This is a genomic window from Rhizobium sp. YJ-22 (genome assembly GCF_029601685.1).
GTDB lineage: Bacteria > Pseudomonadota > Alphaproteobacteria > Rhizobiales > Rhizobiaceae > Metarhizobium.
This window is the reverse complement of record NZ_JARRIR010000011.1, coordinates 162,001-184,717: the sequence shown is the minus strand read 5'-3', so window position 1 is coordinate 184,717 and position 22,717 is coordinate 162,001. Positions and strand designations below refer to the sequence as shown.

Here is a 22,717-nt window from a genome sequence, read left to right as displayed (position 1 = left end):
CTCTCGCGCCGTCCCGGAAGATAGGACACCTTCGTCCGCCCGAGGATCTGGCGGATGGTATTGACCTCGTCCAGCGAGAAGGTGCGGCGGCCGGCGGCGGATTTCTCCGACGTCACCGTATCGTCCTGCGAGGCGATGTGGCGAACATAGCTGTCGGTGACGCCGAGCAGCTTGGCCGCCTCGGCGCTGCTGAAGCGGCGCAGGGTTTTCTTGGCGTGCGGCGAGAACAGCCGCTCGTACAGAACCTGAAGCTGGCTGCTCAGAATGCTCGAATCGTGAGAGATTGTCTCGTCGATCGACACCTGCGTGCCCTTCTGTGTTTTCTCGACAATCGCGGCTTTGGTCGCCATTCGCGCAAATTCCAATAATTCGTTGAATTCAGCGCAAATGATCGGCAATTGCGCCATTGCGTCAAGCGCTTTTTGGTTAACGAAAAACGACGCAACGTTTGAGGAAATATTTTTCTTCAAAAACAAATAGATGACGAGATTGTCAGCTGACAATCGCCCAGCTGGTTAGGGTGTGGTGCGTTGGCGTCTGATGGAATCAGATGAGAAAGGCAGCGACTCAGGCCTTCTTCAGGTTTGATTCATGACGCATCTGGGGAGCCAGAAGATAACGGATGCTACTGCGTCGTCCAGCGCTTTGGGGAAAGCTAAGCGCGTCTGACGCTATGCCTCCCGCGGCTCCAAACGGTGTTTGACGCGACGATATCATACGATCCGGCACACCGAACTATTGGCCGCCGAGGTTTCTCCTGACCGTTGCGCGCATATCTTGCTCTCAAGCATATGCAAACGGTTTGGCATGTCGATATCGACCTAGATGACCGTGACGAGCGCACTGTCGTTGCCTTTCCGTCCGACCGGATGACTGTGCAGTGCTTTCGCCAGGAATTTCAGCGCCCGCTCGCGCCACAAGCGGCAGGACTGGATTGATCCGGAAAAGCGGCCGGGCGGCGCGCTGGATGATGATGCCCCGTAGTATGCAGCGTTAGCGAACTGCTGTTGAATGATACGCATGTCAGGAGAAGCCCGAAAGGATCGAGCTAATTATTGGGATAGGCAACATGTAGTGGCCTCCCAAATCCCCGGACACGATCTCCCACTTGTTAAGTGTTAGGAGTAATGTGCCCATTAGGCTCGATACTCAATTTGGGTTGCTGATGGTGCGAGTGTGTAATTCCCTGTGATCCGGAGGTTTTCGGATGGCAAGGAAGCGGGACGTTTATTGGCTTTCGGATGCGGAGTGGAAGGCGATCCAACCGCATCTGCCGAGCGGCCGGCGTGGTGCGCGACGAGTGGATGACCGCCGAGTAATCTCGGGAATCATGCACATGTTGCGCTCTGGCGGGCGCTGGAAGGACTGTCCAGTGGTCTATGGACCCTACACCACGATCTACAATCGCTGGAACCGATGGAGCCGCCAGGGTGTGTGGGAGCGGATCTTCCACGCCCTGAACGGATCGAGCGGCGTGTTCACCGGTCCGGTGGACTCAACGCACATCAAGGCCCATTGCTCGGCAGCGGGCGTAAAAGGGGGCTTGTCGTCACGCCATTGGCACCTCGCGCGGCGGGCGCCCGACCAAAATCCACGCGCTGAGCGATGATTGCGGCCGCCCCGTCGCCTTCGTGCGCAGGGCGATCGGTGGCAGCTCTGACCCGTTCTATACGACGGGTTTGATGCGCGCTTCCCGCCATCTTGACGGTATAGAGGAGCCGACTGCCATGCAGATGGCCTGGGCCTTTGTCGCGGCGGTTGCCGCCGTGTCTGATCTTGGCGGAGCGAAGCCAGGGGACCGGATTATGATCGACGCGCTGCATCCGGCGGCGCAAATGTTCGAGGACAAGCTGGGCGAGGGCGCCTCGGCTGATGAAGCCGGGGAGGCGGCGGTCAATGCTGGCAATGCCGGCGCCGAAGCGACGAAGACGATGAAGCCGCGTCTTGGGCGGGCGAGCTATCTCGGAATACGTGGCATTGGTCACCCCGATAGCGGTGCCGTTGCCGTCAGTATCTGGTTGAAGGCAATCGCTGGCGCCATCTGAGTGCGGACATGGTTGGCTCGTGAAGCAACATGGCTACGAAGTGCTGAAAGACGACTGATCCAGCAAAGCAACGCTGTTTCAGCAGCGGACGGAATCAGCTTGGTTTCAGGCAATCTGCGTTTCAAGAGACCTTCCGTGAAATCTTGCCGAGATCACGACCATGACGAAATCAGGTTTCCGAAGCCGGTTCAGCGTCGGCGAAACTTGCTGTCTCCGGTGGTGGCGGGCTTGTGCGGAAGCGCGCCCCTTTCAGCCACAGCTTGAAGGCTTCCCAATGGATTCCGGCCATCACCTTCATCGTCATGAAGGGGAACCGGACCAGGCAGCGCGCCAGCATGGCGTCCGTCAGCGGCGCCGCGTCGGCATTGAACATGGCGGCGAGGACGGGTTCCTTGCCGGCAGTCTCATGAATGCGCACCCGCACGGTCTTGCCGGGCGGCAGGATGCGGAAATGGTAGCGCAGTGCCATGTCCATGAAGGGGGAAACGTGAAACACCTTCGTCCGCGTCTGGCGGATGCCGGCGGCACTGATTTCACCTGCAAGGACCGGCGCCACATAGCTGTGCCGTTGGCCGAATGTGTTCCTCACCGCATAGATGATGGCGATCAGCCGGTCTTGTTCATCATAGGCAAAATAGGTCGAGAGCGGGTTGAAGACATAGCCGAACATGCGCGGGTAGGCGAGCAGCAGAATACGCGCCGCAGGCCTTTCGAGACCGGAGCGCGCCAGCAGGCGGTCGGCGAACTGTCGCAGCGTCTGGCCGTCTTCTTCGACATGATCGCGCTCGCGCAATGACAGGAGCCCGGCGCGGTTCACGGCGAGCAAACGGGTGAGCGCGGCGAGATCGACAAGCCGGTCGACATCGACCAGGAGGGAAAAGACGCGATAGCTGAAGCGATGACCAAAAGGATGGAGCCTCTGATGCATCACCTTGCCGGGATAAAGCGTGCCGGCCGCAGAGGGCGGCGGGCCGTTATCAGCCATGCTGGTGACCCGGATGTGCTTCACGCCTTGTTTCTTTCGGTTCATCATTTGGCCGGCTTCCAGCGCACGTTCTTGCAAAGCACGCCGCCGAGAATACAACCACGCGTCAGAAGCGAATTATGGGAAACCTGCACTGTGATCGAATAGGTGCGCTCGCGTTTCTCATCATAGGCGGTGCCGGACAATGTATCCGGTGATTTCGGCTGAAGTGACATGACGAGACGATCACCCGCCTCTTCGCCCTTGCTGGTGTCCCGGATCCAGAGATTGGTTGCGCAGATATTGCGGCCGCATGGCGCGATGCGGACACGCGCATTGCCGTCGTCCCGCAGCCAGACACCACTCGGATCTACGGATTGCTGCGCGTGGGAGGCCGCGGCAGTCAACATCAGGGCGGAAAATGCAGTCAGAACGGCTATCCTCATCGGTCCATCCTCGTTGCTTTTCGTAAAATACGCATGCATGGGCGGATCGGTTCACCCGAGGTGATCCGTCAAGACGACGAAGGCGTAGAAATGTCGAGAAACGTCCTGGGAGACATCGGTATGAAAACCATCTTTATCGCCTATCTGGCGACCGGCATCGCCTTTCTGATCGTCGATGCCATCTGGCTTTCGACGATGGCGGATATGCTTTACCGGCCGCTCCTGGGCGACAAGCTGGCGCCGCAGTTCCATCTGGCGCCGGCCGTTGTCTTCTACCTGATCTATGTCGCCGGCATCGTGTTTTTCGCGGTCATGCCTGCGGTCGAGGGAGGCGGCCTGGGCAAGGCGGCGTTGAATGGTGCGGTTCTCGGTCTTGTCGCTTACGCGACCTATGACCTCACCAATCAGGCGACGCTCAGGGACTGGCCGCTTTCCATTACGCTTGCCGATATTCCCTGGGGCGCTTTCGTGACCGCGATCGGCGCATCAGCGGGCTTTCTCGTGGCGAGCCGCGTCGGCTGACCGTTCGGCCTGCGCGAGAAGACCCGAGAAGAGGATAGCGACGAATGCCGTAAGCATGCTGGCGCTTACGAGGTTGAGCCGCGCCAGCGCGGCATATTCCTTCGCGCTGTAGATCACAAGCGGCTGACCGTAAGCATCGTGCAACAAAAGGAAGGCACCGAAGGCGAGCCCGCCAAGCGCCAGGGCGATTACGCGCTCTTGCGGACGAAACAGCAACAGCGCGATGACACCGCACGGAACAAGGAAGATTTCGACCGCCGAATCTGTGCCGAACAGCCATGCCGAAAGCACGGTATTGCCGACTCCCGCCAGTGGCAGCAGCGCCCGCCCCGCAACACTGTTCCAGCGCGCCACCACCGGCACGGCGAGAAAGAACGGTGTCGATAGAAACGTGAACCAGGCGGCGGTGATGTCGGCGCTCACCAGCCAGAAGAGATAGAGCGGGTAAAAGGGCTGGTTCGACGCGACCAGCAAAGAAATCACGTTTGCCGCGGCGACGCGCGGATCGGGGTGGTGCGCATAGGCCCGCGCCATCGCAGTCAGGCGTTTGAGGACGGAGATCACCGACGTGGGCCGGCAGGGCTGAGACGGTAATGGCTCACGCCCCATTCGTCACCATCGGCATGGCCGAACAGCCCGGCCGTGGCGAGGAAAAACATCCGCCAGCGCCGCATCCAAACGGGTGCGTCCTTGCCGTAGGTCGCTTCGAAGATGGCGCGGACGGCGTCGCGGTTTCGGTCGAAGTTATCGAGCCAGTCCTGCGCGGTGCGCTCATAATGTCTGCCGTTCCAGCGCCAGTCCCGCTCGACGATGAAACTGTCGTGGAATTCGCGAACCAGTCCATGGCTGGGCATGACCCCGCCGGTAAAGAAATACTGAGCAATCCAGTCTGCCTTGTCGGCGTGATCGAAGCGATAGGCTGTCTTGCGATGAGAAAAGACGTGCAGGAAAAGCCTGCCGTCGTCGCGGATCCAGCGGCGCGCACGCTGAAGCAGGGAATGCCAGTTGGACATGTGCTCGAACATTTCCACCGACACGATGCGGTCGTATGTGCCGACCGGCGAGAAGGTGTTCATGTCGGCGGTGATCACGGTCAGATTGGCAAGGCCGCGACGCCTGGCTTCCGCCTCGATATAGGCCCGCTGCGACGCCGAATTCGACACCGAGACGATGCGGGCGGAAGGAAAGCGCTCCGCCATGAAAAGCGAGAGAGAGCCCCAGCCGCAGCCGAGCTCGAGGATATCCTGCCCGTCGGCGAGGTCCGCATGGGCGCAGGTTTCCTCAAGCGCCGCGATTTCCGCCTCCGCCAGCGTCGTGACGGGAGAGGCATAGAGGCAGGATGAATATTTGCGGCGGGGCCCAAGAACCAGCGAGAAGAATGCCGCCGGCAGTTCGTAGTGCTGGGCATTGGCTGCGTCGGTGTGAACGGCGATCGGGAACCGGCTCATGGAGCGTGCGAAATCCCGATCCGTCGGGCCCTTGCCTTCTGCCAGCAGGCGCCGGGTGCGGCCGACGAGGCGGCCGATGCCGTAGCGCAGGGCGGGATCGGGTAGCGGCAGGCGCTCGGCGGCGGTGATTGCGGCAACGGCAAGGTTCATGTCGTATGCTCCTTCTTCTGTGGGCCGGGCCAGAAGGCGTTGACGCGTCCGGCATAGTCGGCATAGGCCTTGCCGCGCGAGCGCGTCATATGCGCTTCCAACGGCGGAATTCCCGAGATATGGACCAGCAGCCAGTACATGAAGGCGGGGCCGGCAAGCGCCAGCCAGCCCCAGACCCAATCACCTGCGGGTCCGATGGCGATGACGGCGTATCCGGTCCAGCCGAGCCATTGGAAGAAATAGTTGGGGTGACGCGACAGGCTCCAGAGCCCGATGTCGCAAACCTTGCCTTCGTTCGCACTGTCGGCGCGAAACCGCGCCAGCTGCATATCGGCGACGCCTTCGCCGGTGACGGCGACGATGAGGATGGCGACGCCGGCGATATCGCTCCATTGCAGTCCGGGAGCCGGATTGCGCGCCGCGATGAAGATGGTCGCGGTCAGCAGAAGCGCCGCACCCGCCTGGATCTGCAGGAAGAGAAACAGGCGTGACCGCCGGTTTTCACCCCAGTCCGCCTGCAGCTTCTCGTAGCGGGGATCCTCGCCGCCCTTGAGCGTGCGCGACAGGATATGCAGGCCGAGACGGCAGGACCAGGCCGCCGCGATGGCCGCGACCAGAAGCCGCCGCTGCCAATCGCCCTCCCAGCCAGTGATCGGGGCAAGCGCCGCGGCGACCCCGGCTGCTCCCACGAGGAAGGACCAGACGGTATCCACCCAGCCGGACGTCGCCCCCTTCACCACCGCGTACCAGACGGTGGTCATGGCGAGCGATATGGCGGCGGCCAGGATGAGAAGGAGCGCCGCAGCGGTCATGGCTCAAATCCCGAAGATCGGCTGCAGCATGCGGCCGATGACGTTCTTGAAGCGCATCCTTCCTTCCAGGGCGGCCAGGCAGATGCATTCGCCGTCCTTGTCGACGACCGGCTGATGCTCCACGTCGTCGTCCATCTCGGCCAGATCGCCGGGGCGGAAGGTGCCGAAACGGTCGGAGAACGATCCCGATATGATATAGGTGAACTCGGTGCCGACATGCCCGTGGTCGGGCAGGGCGCGGCCGGGGCCGACCTTCAACAGGATGAGATTGGCCTCCGGATCTTCGGGCACGCCCACCCGGCTCATCTTCATGCCAGGTCCGATCCAGCGCCAGCGTCCGATATCGCAGCCCCTGAGAGCGTCCGGCAGGCGAACGCCCTCGATTTCCACGGGCGCCAGCGGCGGCGGCGCGAAGGGCGCGGCGGCGTCCTCGTCGTCGAGCATGGCGAGCGTGTCGTTGAGGGCGGTCGCCGACATCTGCGTCGGCTCCGTCCCCTCCAGCAGCGCCCCGCCGAGCGCCTCGTACTCGCCGACGCGGGCGCGACAGACGGGGCAGCCCGCCAGATGCGCCGTCACGACAACGGCGGGCGCGGCGGCAAGAGCGCCGGCGGCGTAGCGCATCAATGTCTCGTCGGTTGCGTGATGTGAAATGGTCATGATCTTTCTTCCAGCAGCGCGCGCAGGCGGTTCATGGCCAGGCGTGTTCTAGATTTTACGGTGCCGAGCGGGATTCCCAGCTCATCGGCGATTTCGGTCTGCGATTTCTCGCTGAAATAGGAGAGACGGATGATCGTCTGCTGCTCGGGCGAGAGCGCCGTCAGCGCGCTGCGCACACGTGCGTCCCGTTCCGCGCCGAGCACGCCGTCCTCGACCGTCTCCGGGGCGATGTCCGGTTCCGGTTGAAGTGACAAGGGATCGCGCTGTCGCCGCAGGTGGTCGATGCGGATGTTGCGCGCGATCGTGAAGATCCAGGTCGCGACGCCGGCGCGCCCGGCATCGAAGTAGGACGCCTTGCGCCAGACGGTCAGCATCGTTTCCTGCACCAGATCCTCCGCCGCGGCCGCCGACTGCGTCCAGCGCAGGAAAAATGTCTTCAGCCTAGGCCCGAAATACCGGAAGAGCAGGGCGAAGGCCTGCCGGTCCCGGCGTTGCGCGACCAGCGCCATCATCTCGACCAGCGCGTCGGGCGAAGGCGCCTGTCCTGTATCCATCGAACTCACCACGGCAAGCCGCCGGCCCGCCCTGACGCCGGGTTTCCTGTCGCTCTCAACGGGGCTCGAAACTTCATTCATGCATCCTTCTACGCGGCGCTTTCGAAAGCGGATCACAGTGTACGAAATCGTTCCTTCGCAGTGATCCGCCAGATCCCTTCGCGCGTAAAGGGTTCAGTTCGTTTTCATGCGTTCGAAAGCCGCGAAGGATTGTCATGCGCCATTTTCCTCAATCGGATCGGCCACTCAAGATTGCGGTTGTCGGCACGGGCATCGCCGGTCTTTCGGCAGCTTGGTTGCTGTCGCAGCGCCACGAGGTGACGGTTTTCGAGGCGGAAGACCGCATCGGCGGCCATTCGCATACGGTGGACGCAGGCGATGCCCCGGTCGATACCGGTTTCATCGTTTACAACGAAGTGACCTATCCCAACCTCACGGCCCTGTTTGCACATCTCGATGTACCGACCAAGGCGTCGGAGATGTCCTTTGCCGTGTCGATGGACGGCGGGCAACTGGAATATGCCGGCACGAACCTTGCCGGTCTTTTCGCCCAGCGCAGCAACCTGGCCAGCCCGCGCTTCTGGTCGATGCTGCGCGACCTCGTGCGCTTCTATCGCCAGGCACCCAGCGGCGTGCGCAATCTCGATCCCTCCGCAAGTCTCAACGATTATCTCGACAGCGCCGGCTTCGGGCGGGCATTTCGAGAAGACCACCTCTATCCGATGGCGGCGGCGATCTGGTCGACGCCGGCGCTTGAGATCGGCAACTACCCGGCACTTTCCTTCGTGCGTTTTTGCGAGAATCACGGCTTGCTGAAATTCGTGCGTCGGCCCGTCTGGCGGACGGTCGATGGCGGCAGTCGTGCTTATGTCGAGCGGCTGACGGCGCCATTCCGCGACAGGATTCGGACCAATGCGCCGGTGAGGACAATCCGCCGCGCCAACGGCGCGGTGGAGATTTCCGCCGGCGGTGCGGAAGCCGAGTGGTTCGATCATGTGGTGATCGGCGCCCATGCAGACCAGGCGCTGGCGATGCTCGCCGACCGCTCCCCACGCGAAGCTGAGCTGCTGAGCGCGTTCGCCTATGGCGACAACGAGACGGTCCTGCACCGGGATGAAACCTTGATGCCAAGCCGCAGGCGTGTCTGGGCAAGCTGGAATTACCTGGCGCAATCCAGACGTGACGGCGCGGCGTCGCGCAAGCCATGCGTAACCTACTGGATGAACCGATTGCAGGGGATTTCCGATCCTCGTCCCTGCTTCGTCACGCTTAGTCCGTTATACGCTCCTGCCCAAGACAAGGTGATCTGGCGCGGCGTTTATCATCATCCTCTGTTCAATGCCGCGACGCTTTCTGCGCAGAGGCAGCTATGGTCGCTGCAAGGGAAAGCCAATACCTGGTTCTGCGGGTCCTATTTCGGCTCCGGCTTCCACGAAGATGCCATCCAGGCGGGCCTGGCTGTCGGCGAAAGCCTGGGCGGCACTTTGCGGCCATGGTCTATCCAGGGAGAATCCGATCGAATATTCCGAACCTTGCAGAGCGCTTGAATGCCTGCGCCTTCAGGGGCTTTCGTACGTCTCAACTCTCCATGCCCGCCGTCTTGTCATACCGCCTCATTGGACGAATTTTCTCGCGCGTCCTCGCAGCACAGTCCGCTTGGGTGGCTGTTTCCGTTCTCGTCGTGCGTGGAGGAAGCGCCTCCCGAATACGTCATTTGAATGGGCTCCACTTCCGCTGTCGCGTTCAACACGACTGTCGGCCCTGGACGACGCGGTCGAGGACGATCGCACACAAAAGGATGGCAAGACCGGCTAGCAGACCTTGGCCCTGCGCCGCGTATTGCAGTGCATGCAGCACATCTTCGCCAAGACCCTTGGCGCCGATCAGGGCGGCGATCACAACCATGGACAGGCACATGAGGATCGTTTGGCTGATGCCTGCCATGATCGAAGGCGCGGCGGTCGGAAGATCAACCTTGAAGAGGATAAACCGACGGGACGCGCCGAAGGCCACCGCGGCCTCGCGCACGGAAGCGGGCACTGACGTGATGCCGAGCGCTGTTAGCCGCACAACGGGCGGTATGCCGAAGATGATGGTCGCGATAATCCCCGAGGGCTTCCCGATGCCGAAGAGCGCGATGACCGGGATCAGATAGACGAAGGCCGGCATGGTCTGCATGAAGTCGAGCAGGGGCCGCACGACCGCCGCCACGCGCCGGCGATAGCCGCACAACACGCCGAGCGGGATGCCGATCGTGATCGAGATCAGCGCCGCGGTGCCAAGGAGGGCGACAGTCTGCATGCTCTTTTCCCAGTAGCCAAGGAGAGCGAGATAGCTGATCGCGAAGAAGGTGAGGAGGAAGATGCGAAAGCCGGCGAGCTGCCAGGCGATCGCAAGGATGACGGCCATCACCACAGGCCAGGGCGTTTGGGTCAGCACAGCCTCCATCAGGCCCAGCATGGTGTTGATTGCGCGGGTCAGGGCAGTCGCCGCCGGCGCGACGGCACCGCTCATCGCAGCGATCGCATTGTCGAGCCATGCCGCGGCGGCCGAGTTCCACGCCGGCTCACTTGGGAAGGTGTCGAAAAGGGCCCGATTGCCGAAATGAAAGGCGATGACGGGTATGAAGACCGAAAGCAGGAAGGCCGCGCCTGCAGCATGTGGCAGACTGAAACCCGCCTTGTCCGGATCGCCGGCAAGCCGCCATTCCCGGAAGCGCCGTTCGGCCATATGGTTTGCAAGGGCGCCTGTTCCGAGGCGCGCGACGGCGACAAGGCCGCCGCCGAGCACGACGATCAGGAAGGCCCCGTCACGGGCATCCTCCGCAGCGCGGCGTGCATCCCTGGCGGCCTGCTCAAGAGCGGCGGCCGAGCGCGTCAATGATTTGGCGATGGCGGACGTCGCATCCCTCCCGTTCGCCGCGTTCGCCTCGGAATGGCGGGTGGCGGCGAGTGCCTCGAGCCTGTCCGCGCGCGCGCCGAGTTCGCTGCCCGCACCGCCTGCAAGGGCGAAGGCGATGAGGACGACGGCGAGAAGATCGGCGATCAGGAAAGGCCAGAATGCCGACCAGAGGCGGCGGCCCCCGAGCCAGACAGGGCCGAGCAGGGCGGCGGCGACGTTGAAGGAGGGCACATAGCCGCGGCGCGCGCCGATCTTGCGGAACGCCTCACGATAATAGGCGCTGCTGACGCCGGCGAAGCGATCCACAGCTTCCTCGCGTGCGGAACGGTCGTTCATGCAATGGCCCTCGCTTTGGCAGGCGGATCGTCTCTCGCGGCGGGCAGGCGCGCATTCGCGACGAAGCGGCGGACATAGTCGTCGGCAGGCCGGTTCACCAGTTCCCCGGCCGTCCCGGCCTGTACGACGCGGCCGGCCCGCATGAGCACGACTCGATCGGCAATGCGAAAGGCCTCGTCAACGTCGTGGGTGACGAATACCGTCGTCTTGCCAAGCTCGCGCGACAGCGCCATGAACTTGGTCTGGAGATCGTGGCGTATCAGGGGATCGAGCGCGCTGAAGGGCTCGTCCATCAGCAGGATGTCTGGATCGGCGGCCAGCGCCCGGGCAAGGCCGACACGTTGCTGCATGCCGCCCGAAAGCGCATCGACGCGCCAGTCGCCCAGCCCCTCGAGTCCGACACGGCCAAGCAGTTCGTCGGCCCGGTCCTCGCGCTGCGTCCTGGCGGCGCCAAGGATTTCCAGCGGCAGGGCGACATTGTCGCGAACCGACAGGTGCGCGAGCAGCGCGTGGGACTGGAACACCATGCCGATGCGGCGCGCGCGCAACTCTCGTAGCGCCTTGGGCCTCAGGGACAGGATGTCGCCGCCATCGATCCGCACCTTGCCGGCGCTCGGTTCGAGCAGGCGGTTGATGAGACGCACGAGTGTGGATTTGCCGCTGCCTGAAAGGCCCATCAGGCACACGAGTTCTCCTTTGCCGACGGACAGGCTTGCGCCGCCGACGCCGATGACGCCGCGAAGGCGCTTGAGGACGGCCGCATCCGGTTCCGCCCGGCGAGCTTCGGTAAGAACCGCCCACTCGTCGGAGCCGAAAACCTTCCAGACATCCTCAAGCTCGATCATCGATCAGTTTCCGATCCAGCCGGCAACGAGATCGGGATTGGCGGCAACCCATTCCTTCGCGGCGTCATCGGGGGTCTTGCCTTCGACCGCGATCGCATAGGCGAGCTTGCTGACGGCGTCGGTCGTGAACGTCACCTTTTCGAGGATGGCCGCCACCTCCGGCGCGCTGTCCGCCAGCGATTTGGAGTAAGCAATATGAATCGCGGCGTCCTTATAGGCGGACTTGATCGACGATTTCTCCAGCCAGTTCGGGTCGGAAGGCTCGACGAAGGTCCAGGCCGCATCGTGATGCGGGGGCTCTTCCAGAACTTCGAGTTGGTAGCGCGCGAAATTCTGGTGCGGACCGTAGCAATAGCCGATCCAGCCGGCGCCGGCCTTGACGGCGGCATCGAGATCGGCGGTCGCGACCGCCTCGTCCGTCGTCTGCAGGTCGAAGAAATCTGCAAAACCGTAGTCGCGGGCGCGCACCGTCTCGATGTTCGTCGACAGCCAGCCGGCCGCACCGATCCAGATCCTGCCTTTGCCCTTGCCGTCGGCCGAAAAGACGGCGGCCTTTGCGGGATCCGAGAGATCGAACACGGAATGGATGTCGTGTTTGTCCGCGATCGCCTTGGTGGTGCAGTAGCCCTGCGTGCCGGCATAGGAATTGGCCGCAAGTTTCACCTTGCCGCCTTCGCCGGCATATTGATCGACGAGCGCCTGCTGGTTTGGCAGCCAGACGTCCGTCCAGATGTCGATTTCGCCGCCGTTGCGGTTGAGCGCCTCCCAGATAACCGGAACCGATCCGGCCTTCACGGTCTCGACCTGCTTGCCGAGCTGCTCCTCGAGCAGCACCTTCACGACAGAGGCGGTGCCCTGCGCGGTGGCGTAGCCGGGATCGGCGATGGTGATGGGATTGGCCTGCGCAAGCACCGGAAAGAAGGCGGCGAGCGCGGCGGAGGCCGCGAGAAGGGTTTTCAGAGCTGTGTGCATGTCAGGGTCCGTTGCTTGGGTTGGTTTCAGGCGCGGTTGCGGGCGTCGCCACGCCGGTTCTGCGCATGGGTAGGAAGGCCGAGCCGCTCGCGCAGCGGGCCGGTCGAAGGGCCGGGATTGAGAAGGCCGCGGCCGCGCAGCAGCGGCACGACCGTGTCGATGAAATCGTCCTGACCGTCCGGGAAGGTCGGCGGAAGCAGCATGAAGCCGTCGGCAGCGCCGCTTGCGGCCCAGTCCTCGATCTGACCGGCGATCGCCTCGGGCGTGCCGATGACCTGCCAGTGCCCGCGGGCGCCGGCGATGCGCCGGGCGAGGGCGACGACGGAAAGGCTTTCCTTGCGGGCAAGCTCGGTCAGAAGGGCCTGGCGGCTGCGGATCGCGTTGGAAACCGGAAGCGCGGGCAGCGGACCGTCGATGTCGATGCCGGAGAGGTCGACGTCGCCGAGATAGGTTTCGAGCAGCGCGAGCGCGACGTCTGGCTGGATGAGGTCCTGCAGAGCGGCATACTTGTCCTCAGCCTCGGCTTTCGTCCGGCCAATGACGGGGAAGATACCCGGCAGCACCAGCACTTCATCGGCGCTTTTTCCGACAATGGCGCGGCGCCTCTTGATGTCCTGGTAAAAGCCGCGCGCCGAGACGATGTCGGTCTGGGCTGTGAAAACGACGTCAGCCGTCCTCGCGGCGAGGGCCCTGCCGGCGTCCGAGGAACCGGCCTGCACGAGCAAGGGGCGGCCCTGGCGGGAGGGGATGACGTTGAGAGGCCCCTTGCTGCGGAAATATTGCCCGTCATGATCGACGCTGCGCACCGCATCCGGGGAAAAGAACACGCCGCTCCGCTTGTCGCGCACGAAACCGTCCGGGTTCCAGCTCTGCCAGAGAGCAAGCACGGCATCGACGAATTCGTCAGCCCGGGCGTAACGGGCGGCATGGTCGAAATCCGGTCCCGGATTGAAATTGTCGCTTTCCTGCTGGAGCGAGGAGGTGACGACGTTCCAGCCGATGCGCCCGTTGCTGATGAGGTCCAGCGAGGCGAGCTGCCGTGCGAGGTTGTAAGGTTCGCTGAAGGTAGTTGAAGCGGTCGCCACAACGCCGATCGTCCGCGTCGCCGTCGCGACCGCCGACGCGAGCGTCAACGCCTCGAAGCCATGGGACCACTCGTCGACACGGCGCAGGGCCTCGGCCCGGCTCTTTGGCACGCCAAGACGGTCGGAGATGAAGGCGATCTCGAAGCCTGCCGCCTCGGCCGAGCGGGCGGCGGCGATGTAATGGGCGACATCAATATTGGCATCGACCTGCGTGGACGGGTGTCGCCATGCAGCGACGTGGTGGCCGCTCGGGTAAAGGATGGTGCCGAGGACGATCTTGCGGGGTGACATGTCTGGTTCCTGATACCTTTTGATCGGCGTCTGCGCTGGGGAGCGTGTCGACGCCCGGCCATGCCGGACGCCTACCGCTGGCGGCATGGTCATCCGGTCATCGATCCGCGCCTTGGGCGCCAGCCGACAACGCCTGCGCTACGACGCGGACGTCAGCTTGACGTTGCCGCCATGGCCGCCGCCGCCGAAGACCTGGTGGTCGCCGAAGGACGACCGCAACTGGTTGCGCGGGCCGGGCAGGCCGAGTTCGGGGAAGAGCAGTTCGGAGACGCGATAGGCCTCCTCAAGATGCGGATAGCCCGAGGCGATCACCGTATCGATGCCGAGCGCCTGATATTCGCGCAGGCGTGCGGCGACGGTCTGCGGCGAGCCGACGAGGGCCGTGCCGGCCCCCGAGCGCACCAGGCCGATGCCGGCCCAGAGATTCGGCGAAACCTCCAGCTTGTCGCGCCGCCCGTTGTGCAAAGCCACCATGCGTGCCTGGCCGACGGAATCGGAATTCTTCGTCAGAACGTCCTGTGCCGACGCGATGGCCTCATCGGAAAGTTTGGAAATCAAGCGGTCGGCGGCCTCCCACGCCTCGTCGTCCGTCTCGCGCACGATGAAATGCAGGCGGATGCCGAAGGAGGCCTCGCGACCCTTGGCGGCCGCGACCCTGCGGGCATGGGCGATCTTTTCCGCCACCTGTGCCGGCGGTTCGCCCCAGGTCAGATACTTGTCGACGAGGCCGCCGGCAAAATCGATCGCCGCATCCGAGGAGCCGCCGAAATAGATCGGCGGGCGCGGGAGCTGCACCGGCGGCAGGCCGAGCTTGGCGCCGATCGCCTTGATATATTTGCCGTCGAACGTCGACTGCCCGGTCTCGATCAACTCGTTGAAGACCTGGAAGAATTCCGAAGCATGGTCATAGCGCTCGTCATGCGGCAGGAAGATGCCGTCGCCGGCCAGCTCCTGCGCGCTGCCGCCAACGACGATGTTGAGCAGCAGGCGGCCGTTCGAGACGCGGTCGAGCGTCGAGGCGAGGCGGGCGTAGTAGGCGGGCGTGGCAGTGCCGGGGCGGATCGCGACGAGGAATTTCAGGCGCTCGGTGCGGGCGGCAAGATCCGCGGCCAGCACGAAGGATTCTTCACAGGCCGCACCGACTGGGATCAGGACGCCGGAATAGCCAAGGCGATCGACGGCCGCGGCGATTTCGCGGAAGTAGCCCGGATCGGCCGGACGGGCCAGATCGTCGGAGCCGAGATAGGAGCCGTCGCCGGAGCTTGGAATGAACCAGAGGAAATCGAGGGGCTGGTCGGTCTGTGTCATGGAGGTCATCCTGTCTGTGCGGTCTTTCGATCAGAGGGCAGGGCGAGGCCTGTCCGGTCACGGCAGAATAATAAAATCTATAGATTCAGTAAGGAATTATTTTCTTCCCTCCGGGGTTTGATGGAATTTTTCATCGCCCAAGGCGTTTCCCGGCGTTGTTCGATCATGGATGTTTTCTGACAGATGCGCGCCGCTTCTCCAGCCATCGGCTGTAACGGGACGCCCTGAAGCAGATGACGGAAAGGATCGCCGCGACCAGATGAGCCTCGTTTTAGAAGCCGAGCCATTGCGGATCGACGCCGGAAAGCACGAGCGGCAAAAGGATCATGACCGCGGTACGGGTGCGGCGCGTCAGCCCGCCGAAGGGGCGCAGCGCGGGCATGAGCGCACCGCAAATTGCACCGACGATGGCAGGGGCTGCGAAGGTGCCGAAAGGCGCCATCCAGCGACAGCGAGGGGATATATCCGCATCAGCGTTCGGGCGGCATGGCCCAGCGCGCTGGTCAACGATCCGAAGCTGCTCTTGCTCGACGAACCCTTCGGCAAGCTCGATTCGCTCATCTCTACACCCGCGTTTCCAATCCGAGGCAAGATGCCTGACCGCGGCGCTCCTCGCTCCGGGGTTTTCTTTTCCGGCCGGTCACGCTTTCGCGCGGGCTGCGAAAAAGAAACGTCATTCCATTTTAAAATACATAAAAAAGATAGAATTTCTGTATTTCTATGAGTCGGACGCTACTCTCGCGCTCAGTTTCAGTGTGACGCACGGTCACGAAAGCGATGAGAAGGCTCCATGACGCAGATTGAAAACGCCTGGGGCGCCGGCCCGGGTGAGGGATATGAAGCACTGGCCGCGCCATTCCGTCCGATCTTTGCGGAGATTGCGGCGAGCGCGACGGAACGTGACCTCAATCGCGGCCTGCCGCACGAGGCGATCCGTCAGCTCAAGCAGGCGGGTTTCGGCGCGCTGCGCCTGCCGGTGGAGGCGGGGGGCAAGGGGGCAAGCCTGCCGCAGTTCTTCAATCTGCTGATCGAGCTTTCAGCGGCGGATTCCAATGTCACGCAGGCGCTGCGCGGCCATTTCGGGTTCACCGAGGATATTCTCAATACGCGGGATTCCGGGCGTCGCAGCCTCTGGCTCGGCCGTATCGGCGGCGGCGAGATCACCGGCAATGCGTGGAGCGAGATCGGTACGGGTGCAGCGCTTGATCGCTTTTCCACCCATATCTCCGAGAAGGACGGCAGGCTCGTCCTTAACGGCGCGAAATATTACACGACCGGCTCGCTCTTCGCCGACTGGATCGATGTCGGCGCGTCGAATGCGGAAGGCGACGGCATCTCGGTTGCGGTGCGCCGCAATGCCGAGGGTGTCGACGTGGTCGATGATTGGGATGGCTTCGGGCAGACGCTGACGGCGAGCGGCACGACGACCTTCCGCGATGTCTTGGTCGAGCCGCAGGACATCGTCATCGACGACGAGCGCTTCCGCTATTCGTCCGCCTTCTACCAGCTCGTCCACCTTGCCACGCTTGCCGGCATCGGCCGGGCGATCACTGCCGATGTCGCGACAGCGGTGGCGGAGCGCCGCCGCACCTATACCCACGCCGCTGCCGGGCGCTCTAGTGACGATCCGCAGGTGCTGCAGGTGGTCGGGCGCATCCGCGCCGCGGCCTATGCGGCGGGTGCCATCACGCTTCAGGCGGCCGCGGGCCTCCAGCGCGCCTTCGACGCGCATTTCCTCGACGATGCCGAGGCCGAGGAAAAGGCGAACGCGGTTGCCGAACTGGAAGCTGCGCAGGCCCAGACGGTCGTTTCAGATCTGATTCTCGACGCCTCGACCCTGCTGTTCGACGCGCTCGGCGCCTCCGCAACCAAGAAGCCCGCCGGACTCGATCGTCACTGGCGCAATGCCCGCACGCTCGCCTCGCACAATCCGCGCATCTACAAGCACCGCATCATCGGCGACTTCGCCGTCAACGGCACGCCGCCGCCCTATCAGTGGCGCATCGGCGCGAGCGCGGGCTGAGCGCGATGATCCGGCTTGAGAACATCACCAAAAGGTTTGCCGGCAAGGAAGGCGCGATCGCCGCGCTCGACGGCATCGACCTTGCCATCGCCAGGGGCGAGATCTTCGGGATCATCGGCTCCTCCGGCGCCGGCAAGTCGACGCTGGTTCGGCTGATCAATCTCCTTGAGCGCCCCGATGGCGGCGAGGTCTTCGTCGCAGGCGAGCGCGTGACGGATGCCAAGGGCCAGCGTCTGCGCGATCTGCGCCGGACGATCGGCATGGTGTTCCAGCATTTCAACCTGCTGAGCGCCCGCACGGTCGCCGGGAACGTCGCCTATCCGCTCGAACTGACCGGCCGGTTCTGCAAGGCGGAGATTGCCGAACGGGTGGCTTCTCTCCTCGACCGCGTGGGCCTTGCCGAACACGCGCGGAAATATCCGCGCCAGCTTTCGGGCGGGCAGAAACAACGTGTCGGCATCGCGCGCGCCCTTGCCTGCGAGCCGCAGGTGCTGCTCTGCGACGAGGCGACGAGCGCGCTCGATCCGCAGACTACGGGGGCGGTGCTCGATCTGCTGCGCCAAATCAACCGCGATCTCGGTGTAACCATCGTGCTCATCACCCATGAAATGGATGTGATCCGTCACACCTGCGACCGCGTCGCCGTGCTCGATCGCGGTCGCGTGGTCGAGGCGGGAGTGGTGAGCCAGGTCTTTCTGCACCCGCGCCATGCCGCCACGTTGCGTCTGGTGCGCGAGGCGGAGCCCGACGGCGGTTCGCTCGATGCCGCCGCCGTCCCCGATCCCGCTGGCCGGGCCGTGCGTCTCACCTTCACCGGGCCTTCCGCACACAAGCCGATCCTCGGCCGCATCGCGCGCGAAAATCTCGTCGACTACGCGATCCTCGCCGGCCGCGTCGGCCATATCCGCGAAACGCCCTATGCGCAGTTCATCGTCTCGCTCAGCGGGCGCGACGTGGCAGGTGCCATTGCCGGGCTGCGCGCCAGCGGCGTCGATGTCGAATTGCAGGGCGGGGCGCCTCTGCCCGAAATCGAAGGGGTGCGCCATGTCGTTTGACAATCTCTACTGGGGCGATATCGGCGCCGCCCTTGCGCAGACGTTGGCCATGGTCGGTGGCGCGCTGCTGCTCACCGTTCTCCTCGGCCTGCCGCTCGGCATCCTGCTATTCCTGACCGGGCGGCAACAGCTTTTCCAGGCGCCCATTGCCTATGGCAGCCTGTCCTTCGTGCTGAGCATCGTCCGCTCCGTGCCCTTCATCATCCTGCTCATCGTGCTGATGCCCGTGACGGTGCTTGTGACGGGCACGTCGCTCGGCATCCGCGGCGTCATCTTCCCGCTCGTCGTGGGCACGGCGCCCTTCTTCGCGCGGCTGGTCGAGACGGCTCTGCGCGAGGTGGACCGCGGCATCATCGAGGCGAGCCTTGCCATGGGCGCCTCCACCGCGCAGACGATTGTTCGCGCCGTTCTGCCCGAGGCGCTGCCGAGCCTGCTTGCCGCCATCACCGTCACGGCGATCGTGCTCGTCGACTACACCGCCATGTCCGGCGCCATCGGCGGCGGCGGCCTCGGGGATCTGGCGATCCGCTACGGCTACCACCGGTTCCAGACCGAAATCATGCTGGTCTGCGTCGCGATCCTCATCGTCTTCGTCCAGCTTATCCAGGCGAGCGGAAACCGGCTCGTCACCCATTTTTCCCGCAAATGACCAACGCTCGGAGCATCCCATGCGCATCCTGAAATCCATTGGCCTTGCGGCCGGCCTGGCGCTCGCCGCCTTCGGTTCCGCCAAGGCGAACGAAACGCTCGTCGTCGGCGCTACCGCCGTCCCGCACGCCGAAATCCTCGAATTCGTGAAGCCGATCCTTGCCAAGGATGGCCTCGATCTCGATATCCGCGTCTTCACGGACTACATCCAGCCCAACGCCCAGCTGGTCTCCGGCGAGCTCGATGCCAACTACTACCAGTACAGGCCGTTCCTCAACGACTACAACAAGCAACGCGGCACCGCACTCGTCCCCATCGTACCCGTGCATATCGAGCCCTTCGTCGCCTATTCGACGAAGATCGATGCGGTCGAGAAACTCGAAGACGGCGCGACCGTCGCGATCCCGAACGACCCGGTCAATGGTGGTCGCGGGCTTCTGCTGCTGCAGAAACTCGGCCTGATCAAGGTCTCCGGCAAACCGGAGCTGACCTCGCCGGAAGACCCGCTGCCGACCATCAAGGACGTCGTCGACAACCCGAAGAACCTCAAGATCGTCGAGCTCGAATCCGCCCTTCTGCCGCGGGCGCTGGGCGAGGTGGATCTCGCCGCGCTCAACGGCAACTATGTCTTCGAGGCCAAGCTCGACATCGAGAAGGCGCTGCTTATCGACCGCGGCCAGGACGGCTACAACGTCTGGAGCGAATATCTGGTGACGCGCCCCGAAACCAGGGACGACCCGCGCGTCGCCAAGCTTGCCAAGGTGCTCAACAGTGACGAGACGCGGAAATTCATCGAGGAGCGCTACAAGGGACAGGTGGTCGCCGCCTTCTGATTTCCGCCTTTCGCCGCCGGGCTGCGCTTGCCGCAGCCCGGCCCCTCCTTTCGATGGATGGCCGTGCAACATGAGCTCGAACGCTGCGAACGCAACCCCCAGAACCCCTCACGCAGAGCCGGGCGATCCCGGCTGGCTGCCAAGCCCGCCCCTGGCGCCGGCCCATGTCATCCGCGACGACGCGGAGGCAATTGCCGTCGCCGAACAGCTACAGCCGCTCTTTGCAGCCGAGGCGAAGGAGCGCGACCGCGAAAGGCGCCTGCCGTTCCGCGAAGTCGATCTCTTTTCACAGAGCGGGTTGTGGGGCATCACCATTCCCAAGGTCTATGGCGGAGCCGGCGTCTCGCAGGTCACGCTGGCAAGGGTCTTCGCGACGCTGGCGGCCGGCGATTCCTCGCTGACGCAGATCGCCCAGAACAGTTTTGAAATCATCGATGTCATCAGGCAGACGGGCAGCGAGGCGCAGAAGCGCGATCTCTTCGGTGCGGTCCTGGGCGGAAGACGGCTCGGCAACGCCTTTTCCGAATTCGGCGGCAAGAATGTCGAGGCCTTCGAGACGAAGCTCGTCCGCAAGGGCGATCACGTCGTGGTCTCGGGCAGGAAATTCTATTCGACCGGTGCGCTCTTCGCCCATCTCGTGCCGATCGTGGCGCTGGACGAGGACGGACACGTTGTCGTTGCGGTCGCCGACAGGGGCGCGCAGGGGCTTGAGGTCGTCAACGACTGGTCGGCCTTCGGCCAGCGCACCACGGCAAGCGGAACGGTTGTCCTCAATGGCGTCGCCATTCCCGCAGACCGCGTGCTGCCGGCCCATATCGTCTATGAGAACCCGAGCGCCGTCGGTCCCCAGAGCCAGCTTATCCATGCGGCCATCGACGCCGGCATCGCGCGGGGCGCCATAGAGGCGACCATCGATCTCGTGCGCCACCACGCCCGCCCGTGGATCGACAGCGGCTCGGACCGCGCCGGCGACGATCCCTATACGATCGCGGCCATCGGCGACCTGAAGATCCGCCTGCACGCCGCCGAAGCTTTGCTGGATCGTGCCGGCCGTGAACTCGATGCGACGATTGCCGACGTCAACCACGAGACGATCGGCAAGGCGAAGATCGCGGTCGCAGAGGCCAAGGTGCTGACGACGGAGGTGGCGCTGGCGGCTGCCAACAAGCTGTTCGAGCTTGCCGGCACGCGCTCGACCCTCGGCGTGCACAATCTCGACCGCTTCTGGCGCGATGCGCGCACGCACACGCTGCACGACCCGGTGCGCTGGAAGCTCCATGCGGTCGGGCAATATTACCTCAGCGGCGTGCAGCCGCCGCTGCATTCCTGGATCTGACCCGGTCCATGGCCTGGGAAATTCTGCTCGACCCGTCCGCACGACCGGTCGAGCGACCACAACAGGCCGGACACCTGGACGTCGCTGACCGCGACGCTGGAGCGCGACCCGTTCGACGGGCTGTTCCCCGCCGATATCGTCGGGGTGTGCGATGCCTACCAGAAGTCGTCGGCCTGACGCTGCGCGAAACCATCCAGCTTCCGGTCAACGATCCCCTGATGCTGGTCTCGGCCATGGCCGCCGTGACGAAGGGGCTTGGCTTCGGCGAAGGCGATCGCCTGCCGGATCGGCATCCCGCCCGGGCGTTGCGCGGGATGGGCGCCGCACCGGGGCAAGCTGCGGATTCGTCAGCCTTTCGAAAAGTTCAATCTTTTCGCGACCGCCCCGGATTTTGGAAAATCCTGCCTATCTCCACGAGATAGTCTATATATTTTATAGAATTATATCATTATCGATCCAACGGGGCACATCATGTCCGACGATATCCGATCCGGCGTCAATCGCCGCAATCTCCTGAAGCTCACCGCCGTCGCGGGCGTTGTGGCAGGAACCGGCCTGCTCTCGGCCCATGCCGCAGCAGCCGAGGACGGCCTCTCTCTCAAGGGCAAGCGCATCGGCATCAGCACTGCCGGCACGGATCATTTTTTCGATCTCCAGGCCTACAACGCCCAGATCGAAGAGGTGAAGCGCCTCGGCGGCGAGCCGATCGCCGTCGATGCCGGCCGCAACGACGGCAAGCTCGTGTCCCAGCTCCAGACGCTGATCGCCCAGAAGCCCGATGCCATCGTCCAGCTTCTCGGTACGCTCAGCGTCATCGACCCGTGGCTGAAAAAGGCGCGTGAGGCCGATATCCCGGTCTTCACCATCGATGTCGGCTCGGTCAACTCGATCAACAACTCGACCTCGGACAATTGGGGCATCGGCAAGGACCTCGCCCTTCAACTCGTTTCCGATATCGGCGGCGAGGGCAATATCGTCGTGTTCAACGGCTTCTACGGCGTGACACCCTGCGCCATCCGCTATGACCAGCTGGTCAATGTGGTGAAATATTTCCCGAAGGTTCAGATCGTGCAGCCGGAGCTGCGCGACGTGATTCCGAACACCGTCCAGGATGCGTTCACGCAAATTACCGCCATTCTCGCGAAATATCCGGAAAAGGGGTCGATCAAGGCGATCTGGTCCGCATGGGACATTCCGCAGCTCGGCGCAACGCAGGCGCTTGCCGCCGCCGGCCGCACGGAGATCCGGACCTATGGTGTCGATGGCAGCCCGGAAGTGCTCCAGCTCGTCGCCGATCCGAACTCGCCGGCCGCCGCCGACGTCGCCCAGCAGCCCGCCGAACTGGGCCGCGTCGCCATCCGCAACGTCGCCCGTCACCTTGCCGGCGAAACGCTGCCGCGCGAAACTTATGTGCCGGCGCTGCTCGCCAACAAGCAGAACGTCGGCGAGATCTCCAAGAAGCTCGGCATCGGCTGATCGTCCGGCC

21 protein-coding genes and 5 pseudogenes are annotated in these 22,717 nt (G+C 63.8%); 12 read left to right on the top strand and 14 right to left on the bottom strand.

The features are described 5' to 3' along the window. Positions 1-350, bottom strand: a pseudogene (locus P7F60_RS23415) (plasmid partitioning protein RepA); the annotation flags it as partial. Between the two features lie 471 nt (positions 351-821). After that, on the bottom strand, positions 822-1,022 hold the full coding sequence (locus tag P7F60_RS23410; protein WP_277920107.1) for a hypothetical protein: 201 nt from the start codon (positions 1,020-1,022) through the stop codon (positions 822-824). A gap of 185 nt (positions 1,023-1,207) precedes the next feature. On the opposite strand from P7F60_RS23410, the pseudogene P7F60_RS23405 reads away from it, so the two are divergent. Beyond that, positions 1,208-1,625, top strand: a pseudogene (locus tag P7F60_RS23405) (IS5 family transposase); the annotation flags it as partial. 6 nt (positions 1,626-1,631) lie between these two features. Then, positions 1,632-2,045 (top strand): annotated as a pseudogene (locus tag P7F60_RS23400) (DAK2 domain-containing protein); the annotation flags it as partial. Between the two features lie 169 nt (positions 2,046-2,214). Here the strand turns inward: P7F60_RS23400 and P7F60_RS23395 are convergent. Together P7F60_RS23395 and P7F60_RS23390 are read right to left on the bottom strand one after the other, a co-directional pair. Beyond that, positions 2,215-3,054, bottom strand: a complete 840-nt coding sequence (locus P7F60_RS23395) for a DUF1365 domain-containing protein (RefSeq protein ID WP_277920106.1) — start codon at positions 3,052-3,054, stop codon at positions 2,215-2,217. A gap of 20 nt (positions 3,055-3,074) precedes the next feature. Beyond that, positions 3,075-3,455, bottom strand: coding sequence for a DUF2147 domain-containing protein (locus P7F60_RS23390; RefSeq protein ID WP_277920105.1), 381 nt, complete (start codon positions 3,453-3,455; stop codon positions 3,075-3,077). A gap of 120 nt (positions 3,456-3,575) precedes the next feature. Here P7F60_RS23390 and P7F60_RS23385 point away from each other — a divergent pair, with 120 nt between their 5' ends. Then, complete coding sequence (locus tag P7F60_RS23385; RefSeq protein ID WP_277920104.1) at positions 3,576-3,977, top strand: DUF2177 family protein; 402 nt, start codon at positions 3,576-3,578, stop codon at positions 3,975-3,977. On the opposite strand, the gene P7F60_RS23380 is transcribed toward P7F60_RS23385, so the two are convergent. Genes P7F60_RS23380 through P7F60_RS23360 form a run of 5 tightly spaced genes read right to left on the bottom strand, consistent with a single transcriptional unit; the run spans position 3,942 to position 7,679 of the window. Beyond that, on the bottom strand, positions 3,942-4,541 hold the full coding sequence (locus P7F60_RS23380) for a hypothetical protein (RefSeq protein WP_277920103.1): 600 nt from the start codon (positions 4,539-4,541) through the stop codon (positions 3,942-3,944). The genes P7F60_RS23385 and P7F60_RS23380 overlap by 36 nt on opposite strands. Next, positions 4,538-5,575, bottom strand: a complete 1,038-nt coding sequence (locus tag P7F60_RS23375) for a cyclopropane-fatty-acyl-phospholipid synthase family protein (RefSeq protein ID WP_277920102.1) — start codon at positions 5,573-5,575, stop codon at positions 4,538-4,540. The genes P7F60_RS23380 and P7F60_RS23375 overlap by 4 nt, the downstream gene beginning before the upstream one ends. Further along, positions 5,572-6,387, bottom strand: a complete 816-nt coding sequence (locus P7F60_RS23370) for a DUF1295 domain-containing protein (RefSeq protein ID WP_277920101.1) — start codon at positions 6,385-6,387, stop codon at positions 5,572-5,574. The genes P7F60_RS23375 and P7F60_RS23370 overlap by 4 nt, the downstream gene beginning before the upstream one ends. A gap of 3 nt (positions 6,388-6,390) precedes the next feature. Then, positions 6,391-7,044: a ChrR family anti-sigma-E factor gene (locus P7F60_RS23365; protein ID WP_277920100.1), complete on the bottom strand. Its 654-nt coding sequence runs from the start codon at positions 7,042-7,044 to the stop codon at positions 6,391-6,393. Further along, positions 7,041-7,679, bottom strand: coding sequence for a sigma-70 family RNA polymerase sigma factor (locus P7F60_RS23360; protein WP_277920099.1), 639 nt, complete (start codon positions 7,677-7,679; stop codon positions 7,041-7,043). The genes P7F60_RS23365 and P7F60_RS23360 overlap by 4 nt, the downstream gene beginning before the upstream one ends. A 134-nt stretch (positions 7,680-7,813) precedes the next feature. On the opposite strand from P7F60_RS23360, the gene P7F60_RS23355 reads away from it, so the two are divergent. Further along, positions 7,814-9,145, top strand: a complete 1,332-nt coding sequence (locus P7F60_RS23355) for an FAD-dependent oxidoreductase (protein WP_277920098.1) — start codon at positions 7,814-7,816, stop codon at positions 9,143-9,145. Between the two features lie 196 nt (positions 9,146-9,341). Here the strand turns inward: P7F60_RS23355 and P7F60_RS23350 are convergent, their stop codons facing one another. The 5 genes from P7F60_RS23350 to ssuD form a co-directional block, all read right to left on the bottom strand. Beyond that, entirely contained in the window at positions 9,342-10,835 is a 1,494-nt protein-coding gene (locus P7F60_RS23350) for an ABC transporter permease subunit (RefSeq protein WP_277920097.1), read from the bottom strand. Continuing rightward, positions 10,832-11,680, bottom strand: coding sequence for an ATP-binding cassette domain-containing protein (locus P7F60_RS23345; protein ID WP_277920096.1), 849 nt, complete (start codon positions 11,678-11,680; stop codon positions 10,832-10,834). Before P7F60_RS23345 ends, P7F60_RS23350 begins: the two co-directional genes overlap by 4 nt. A gap of 3 nt (positions 11,681-11,683) precedes the next feature. Beyond that, positions 11,684-12,652: a glycine betaine ABC transporter substrate-binding protein gene (locus P7F60_RS23340; protein ID WP_277920095.1), complete on the bottom strand. Its 969-nt coding sequence runs from the start codon at positions 12,650-12,652 to the stop codon at positions 11,684-11,686. A gap of 26 nt (positions 12,653-12,678) precedes the next feature. Then, positions 12,679-14,028 carry an LLM class flavin-dependent oxidoreductase gene (locus P7F60_RS23335; RefSeq protein WP_277920094.1) on the bottom strand — a complete coding sequence of 450 codons (1,350 nt, stop codon included), beginning with the start codon at positions 14,026-14,028 and terminating at the stop codon, positions 12,679-12,681. A gap of 138 nt (positions 14,029-14,166) precedes the next feature. Next, positions 14,167-15,336: an FMNH2-dependent alkanesulfonate monooxygenase gene (gene ssuD, locus P7F60_RS23330; RefSeq protein ID WP_277920093.1), complete on the bottom strand. Its 1,170-nt coding sequence runs from the start codon at positions 15,334-15,336 to the stop codon at positions 14,167-14,169. A 462-nt stretch (positions 15,337-15,798) separates the two neighbouring features. Between ssuD and P7F60_RS30855 the strand changes: the two are divergent. The 8 genes and pseudogenes from P7F60_RS30855 to P7F60_RS23290 all read left to right on the top strand — a co-directional run. Beyond that, a pseudogene (locus P7F60_RS30855) lies at positions 15,799-15,895 on the top strand (ABC transporter ATP-binding protein); the annotation flags it as partial. Positions 15,896-16,126: 231 nt separating this feature from the next. Beyond that, positions 16,127-17,359 (top strand): acyl-CoA dehydrogenase family protein, encoded by a 1,233-nt coding sequence (locus tag P7F60_RS23320; protein ID WP_277920091.1) that lies wholly within the window; start codon positions 16,127-16,129, stop codon positions 17,357-17,359. Positions 17,360-17,364: 5 nt separating this feature from the next. Further along, positions 17,365-18,414, top strand: coding sequence for an ATP-binding cassette domain-containing protein (locus tag P7F60_RS23315; protein WP_277920090.1), 1,050 nt, complete (start codon positions 17,365-17,367; stop codon positions 18,412-18,414). Next, positions 18,404-19,063: a methionine ABC transporter permease gene (locus P7F60_RS23310; RefSeq protein WP_277920089.1), complete on the top strand. Its 660-nt coding sequence runs from the start codon at positions 18,404-18,406 to the stop codon at positions 19,061-19,063. Before P7F60_RS23315 ends, P7F60_RS23310 begins: the two co-directional genes overlap by 11 nt. A 19-nt stretch (positions 19,064-19,082) precedes the next feature. Beyond that, the gene (locus P7F60_RS23305) at positions 19,083-19,895 is read left to right on the top strand and encodes a MetQ/NlpA family ABC transporter substrate-binding protein (RefSeq protein WP_277920088.1); all 813 of its coding nucleotides are present in this window, start codon (positions 19,083-19,085) and stop codon (positions 19,893-19,895) included. Positions 19,896-19,965: 70 nt separating this feature from the next. Beyond that, positions 19,966-21,231, top strand: a complete 1,266-nt coding sequence (locus P7F60_RS23300; protein WP_277920087.1) for an SfnB family sulfur acquisition oxidoreductase — start codon at positions 19,966-19,968, stop codon at positions 21,229-21,231. Positions 21,232-21,300: 69 nt separating this feature from the next. Next, a pseudogene (locus P7F60_RS23295) lies at positions 21,301-21,497 on the top strand (hypothetical protein); the annotation flags it as partial. Between the two features lie 205 nt (positions 21,498-21,702). Continuing rightward, positions 21,703-22,707, top strand: coding sequence for a substrate-binding domain-containing protein (locus P7F60_RS23290; protein WP_277920086.1), 1,005 nt, complete (start codon positions 21,703-21,705; stop codon positions 22,705-22,707). Positions 22,708-22,717: the final 10 nt, after the last annotated feature.

Bases quoted from the DNA above. Each gene is read 5' to 3' on its own strand.
- P7F60_RS23410 (WP_277920107.1), bottom strand. From the start codon at position 1,022: ATGCGTATCATTCAACAGCAGTTCGCTAACGCTGCATACTACGGGGCA.
- P7F60_RS23390 (WP_277920105.1), bottom strand. From the start codon at position 3,455: ATGAGGATAGCCGTTCTGACTGCATTTTCCGCCCTGATGTTGACTGCC.
- P7F60_RS23385 (WP_277920104.1), top strand. From the start codon at position 3,576: ATGAAAACCATCTTTATCGCCTATCTGGCGACCGGCATCGCCTTTCTG.
- P7F60_RS23375 (WP_277920102.1), bottom strand. From the start codon at position 5,575: ATGAACCTTGCCGTTGCCGCAATCACCGCCGCCGAGCGCCTGCCGCTA.
- P7F60_RS23370 (WP_277920101.1), bottom strand. From the start codon at position 6,387: ATGACCGCTGCGGCGCTCCTTCTCATCCTGGCCGCCGCCATATCGCTC.
- P7F60_RS23365 (WP_277920100.1), bottom strand. From the start codon at position 7,044: ATGACCATTTCACATCACGCAACCGACGAGACATTGATGCGCTACGCC.
- P7F60_RS23360 (WP_277920099.1), bottom strand. From the start codon at position 7,679: ATGAATGAAGTTTCGAGCCCCGTTGAGAGCGACAGGAAACCCGGCGTC.
- P7F60_RS23355 (WP_277920098.1), top strand. From the start codon at position 7,814: ATGCGCCATTTTCCTCAATCGGATCGGCCACTCAAGATTGCGGTTGTC.
- P7F60_RS23350 (WP_277920097.1), bottom strand. From the start codon at position 10,835: ATGAACGACCGTTCCGCACGCGAGGAAGCTGTGGATCGCTTCGCCGGC.
- P7F60_RS23345 (WP_277920096.1), bottom strand. From the start codon at position 11,680: ATGATCGAGCTTGAGGATGTCTGGAAGGTTTTCGGCTCCGACGAGTGG.
- P7F60_RS23340 (WP_277920095.1), bottom strand. From the start codon at position 12,652: ATGCACACAGCTCTGAAAACCCTTCTCGCGGCCTCCGCCGCGCTCGCC.
- P7F60_RS23335 (WP_277920094.1), bottom strand. From the start codon at position 14,028: ATGTCACCCCGCAAGATCGTCCTCGGCACCATCCTTTACCCGAGCGGC.
- ssuD (WP_277920093.1), bottom strand. From the start codon at position 15,336: ATGACACAGACCGACCAGCCCCTCGATTTCCTCTGGTTCATTCCAAGC.
- P7F60_RS23320 (WP_277920091.1), top strand. From the start codon at position 16,127: ATGACGCAGATTGAAAACGCCTGGGGCGCCGGCCCGGGTGAGGGATAT.
- P7F60_RS23315 (WP_277920090.1), top strand. From the start codon at position 17,365: ATGATCCGGCTTGAGAACATCACCAAAAGGTTTGCCGGCAAGGAAGGC.
- P7F60_RS23310 (WP_277920089.1), top strand. From the start codon at position 18,404: ATGTCGTTTGACAATCTCTACTGGGGCGATATCGGCGCCGCCCTTGCG.
- P7F60_RS23305 (WP_277920088.1), top strand. From the start codon at position 19,083: ATGCGCATCCTGAAATCCATTGGCCTTGCGGCCGGCCTGGCGCTCGCC.
- P7F60_RS23300 (WP_277920087.1), top strand. From the start codon at position 19,966: ATGAGCTCGAACGCTGCGAACGCAACCCCCAGAACCCCTCACGCAGAG.
- P7F60_RS23290 (WP_277920086.1), top strand. From the start codon at position 21,703: ATGTCCGACGATATCCGATCCGGCGTCAATCGCCGCAATCTCCTGAAG.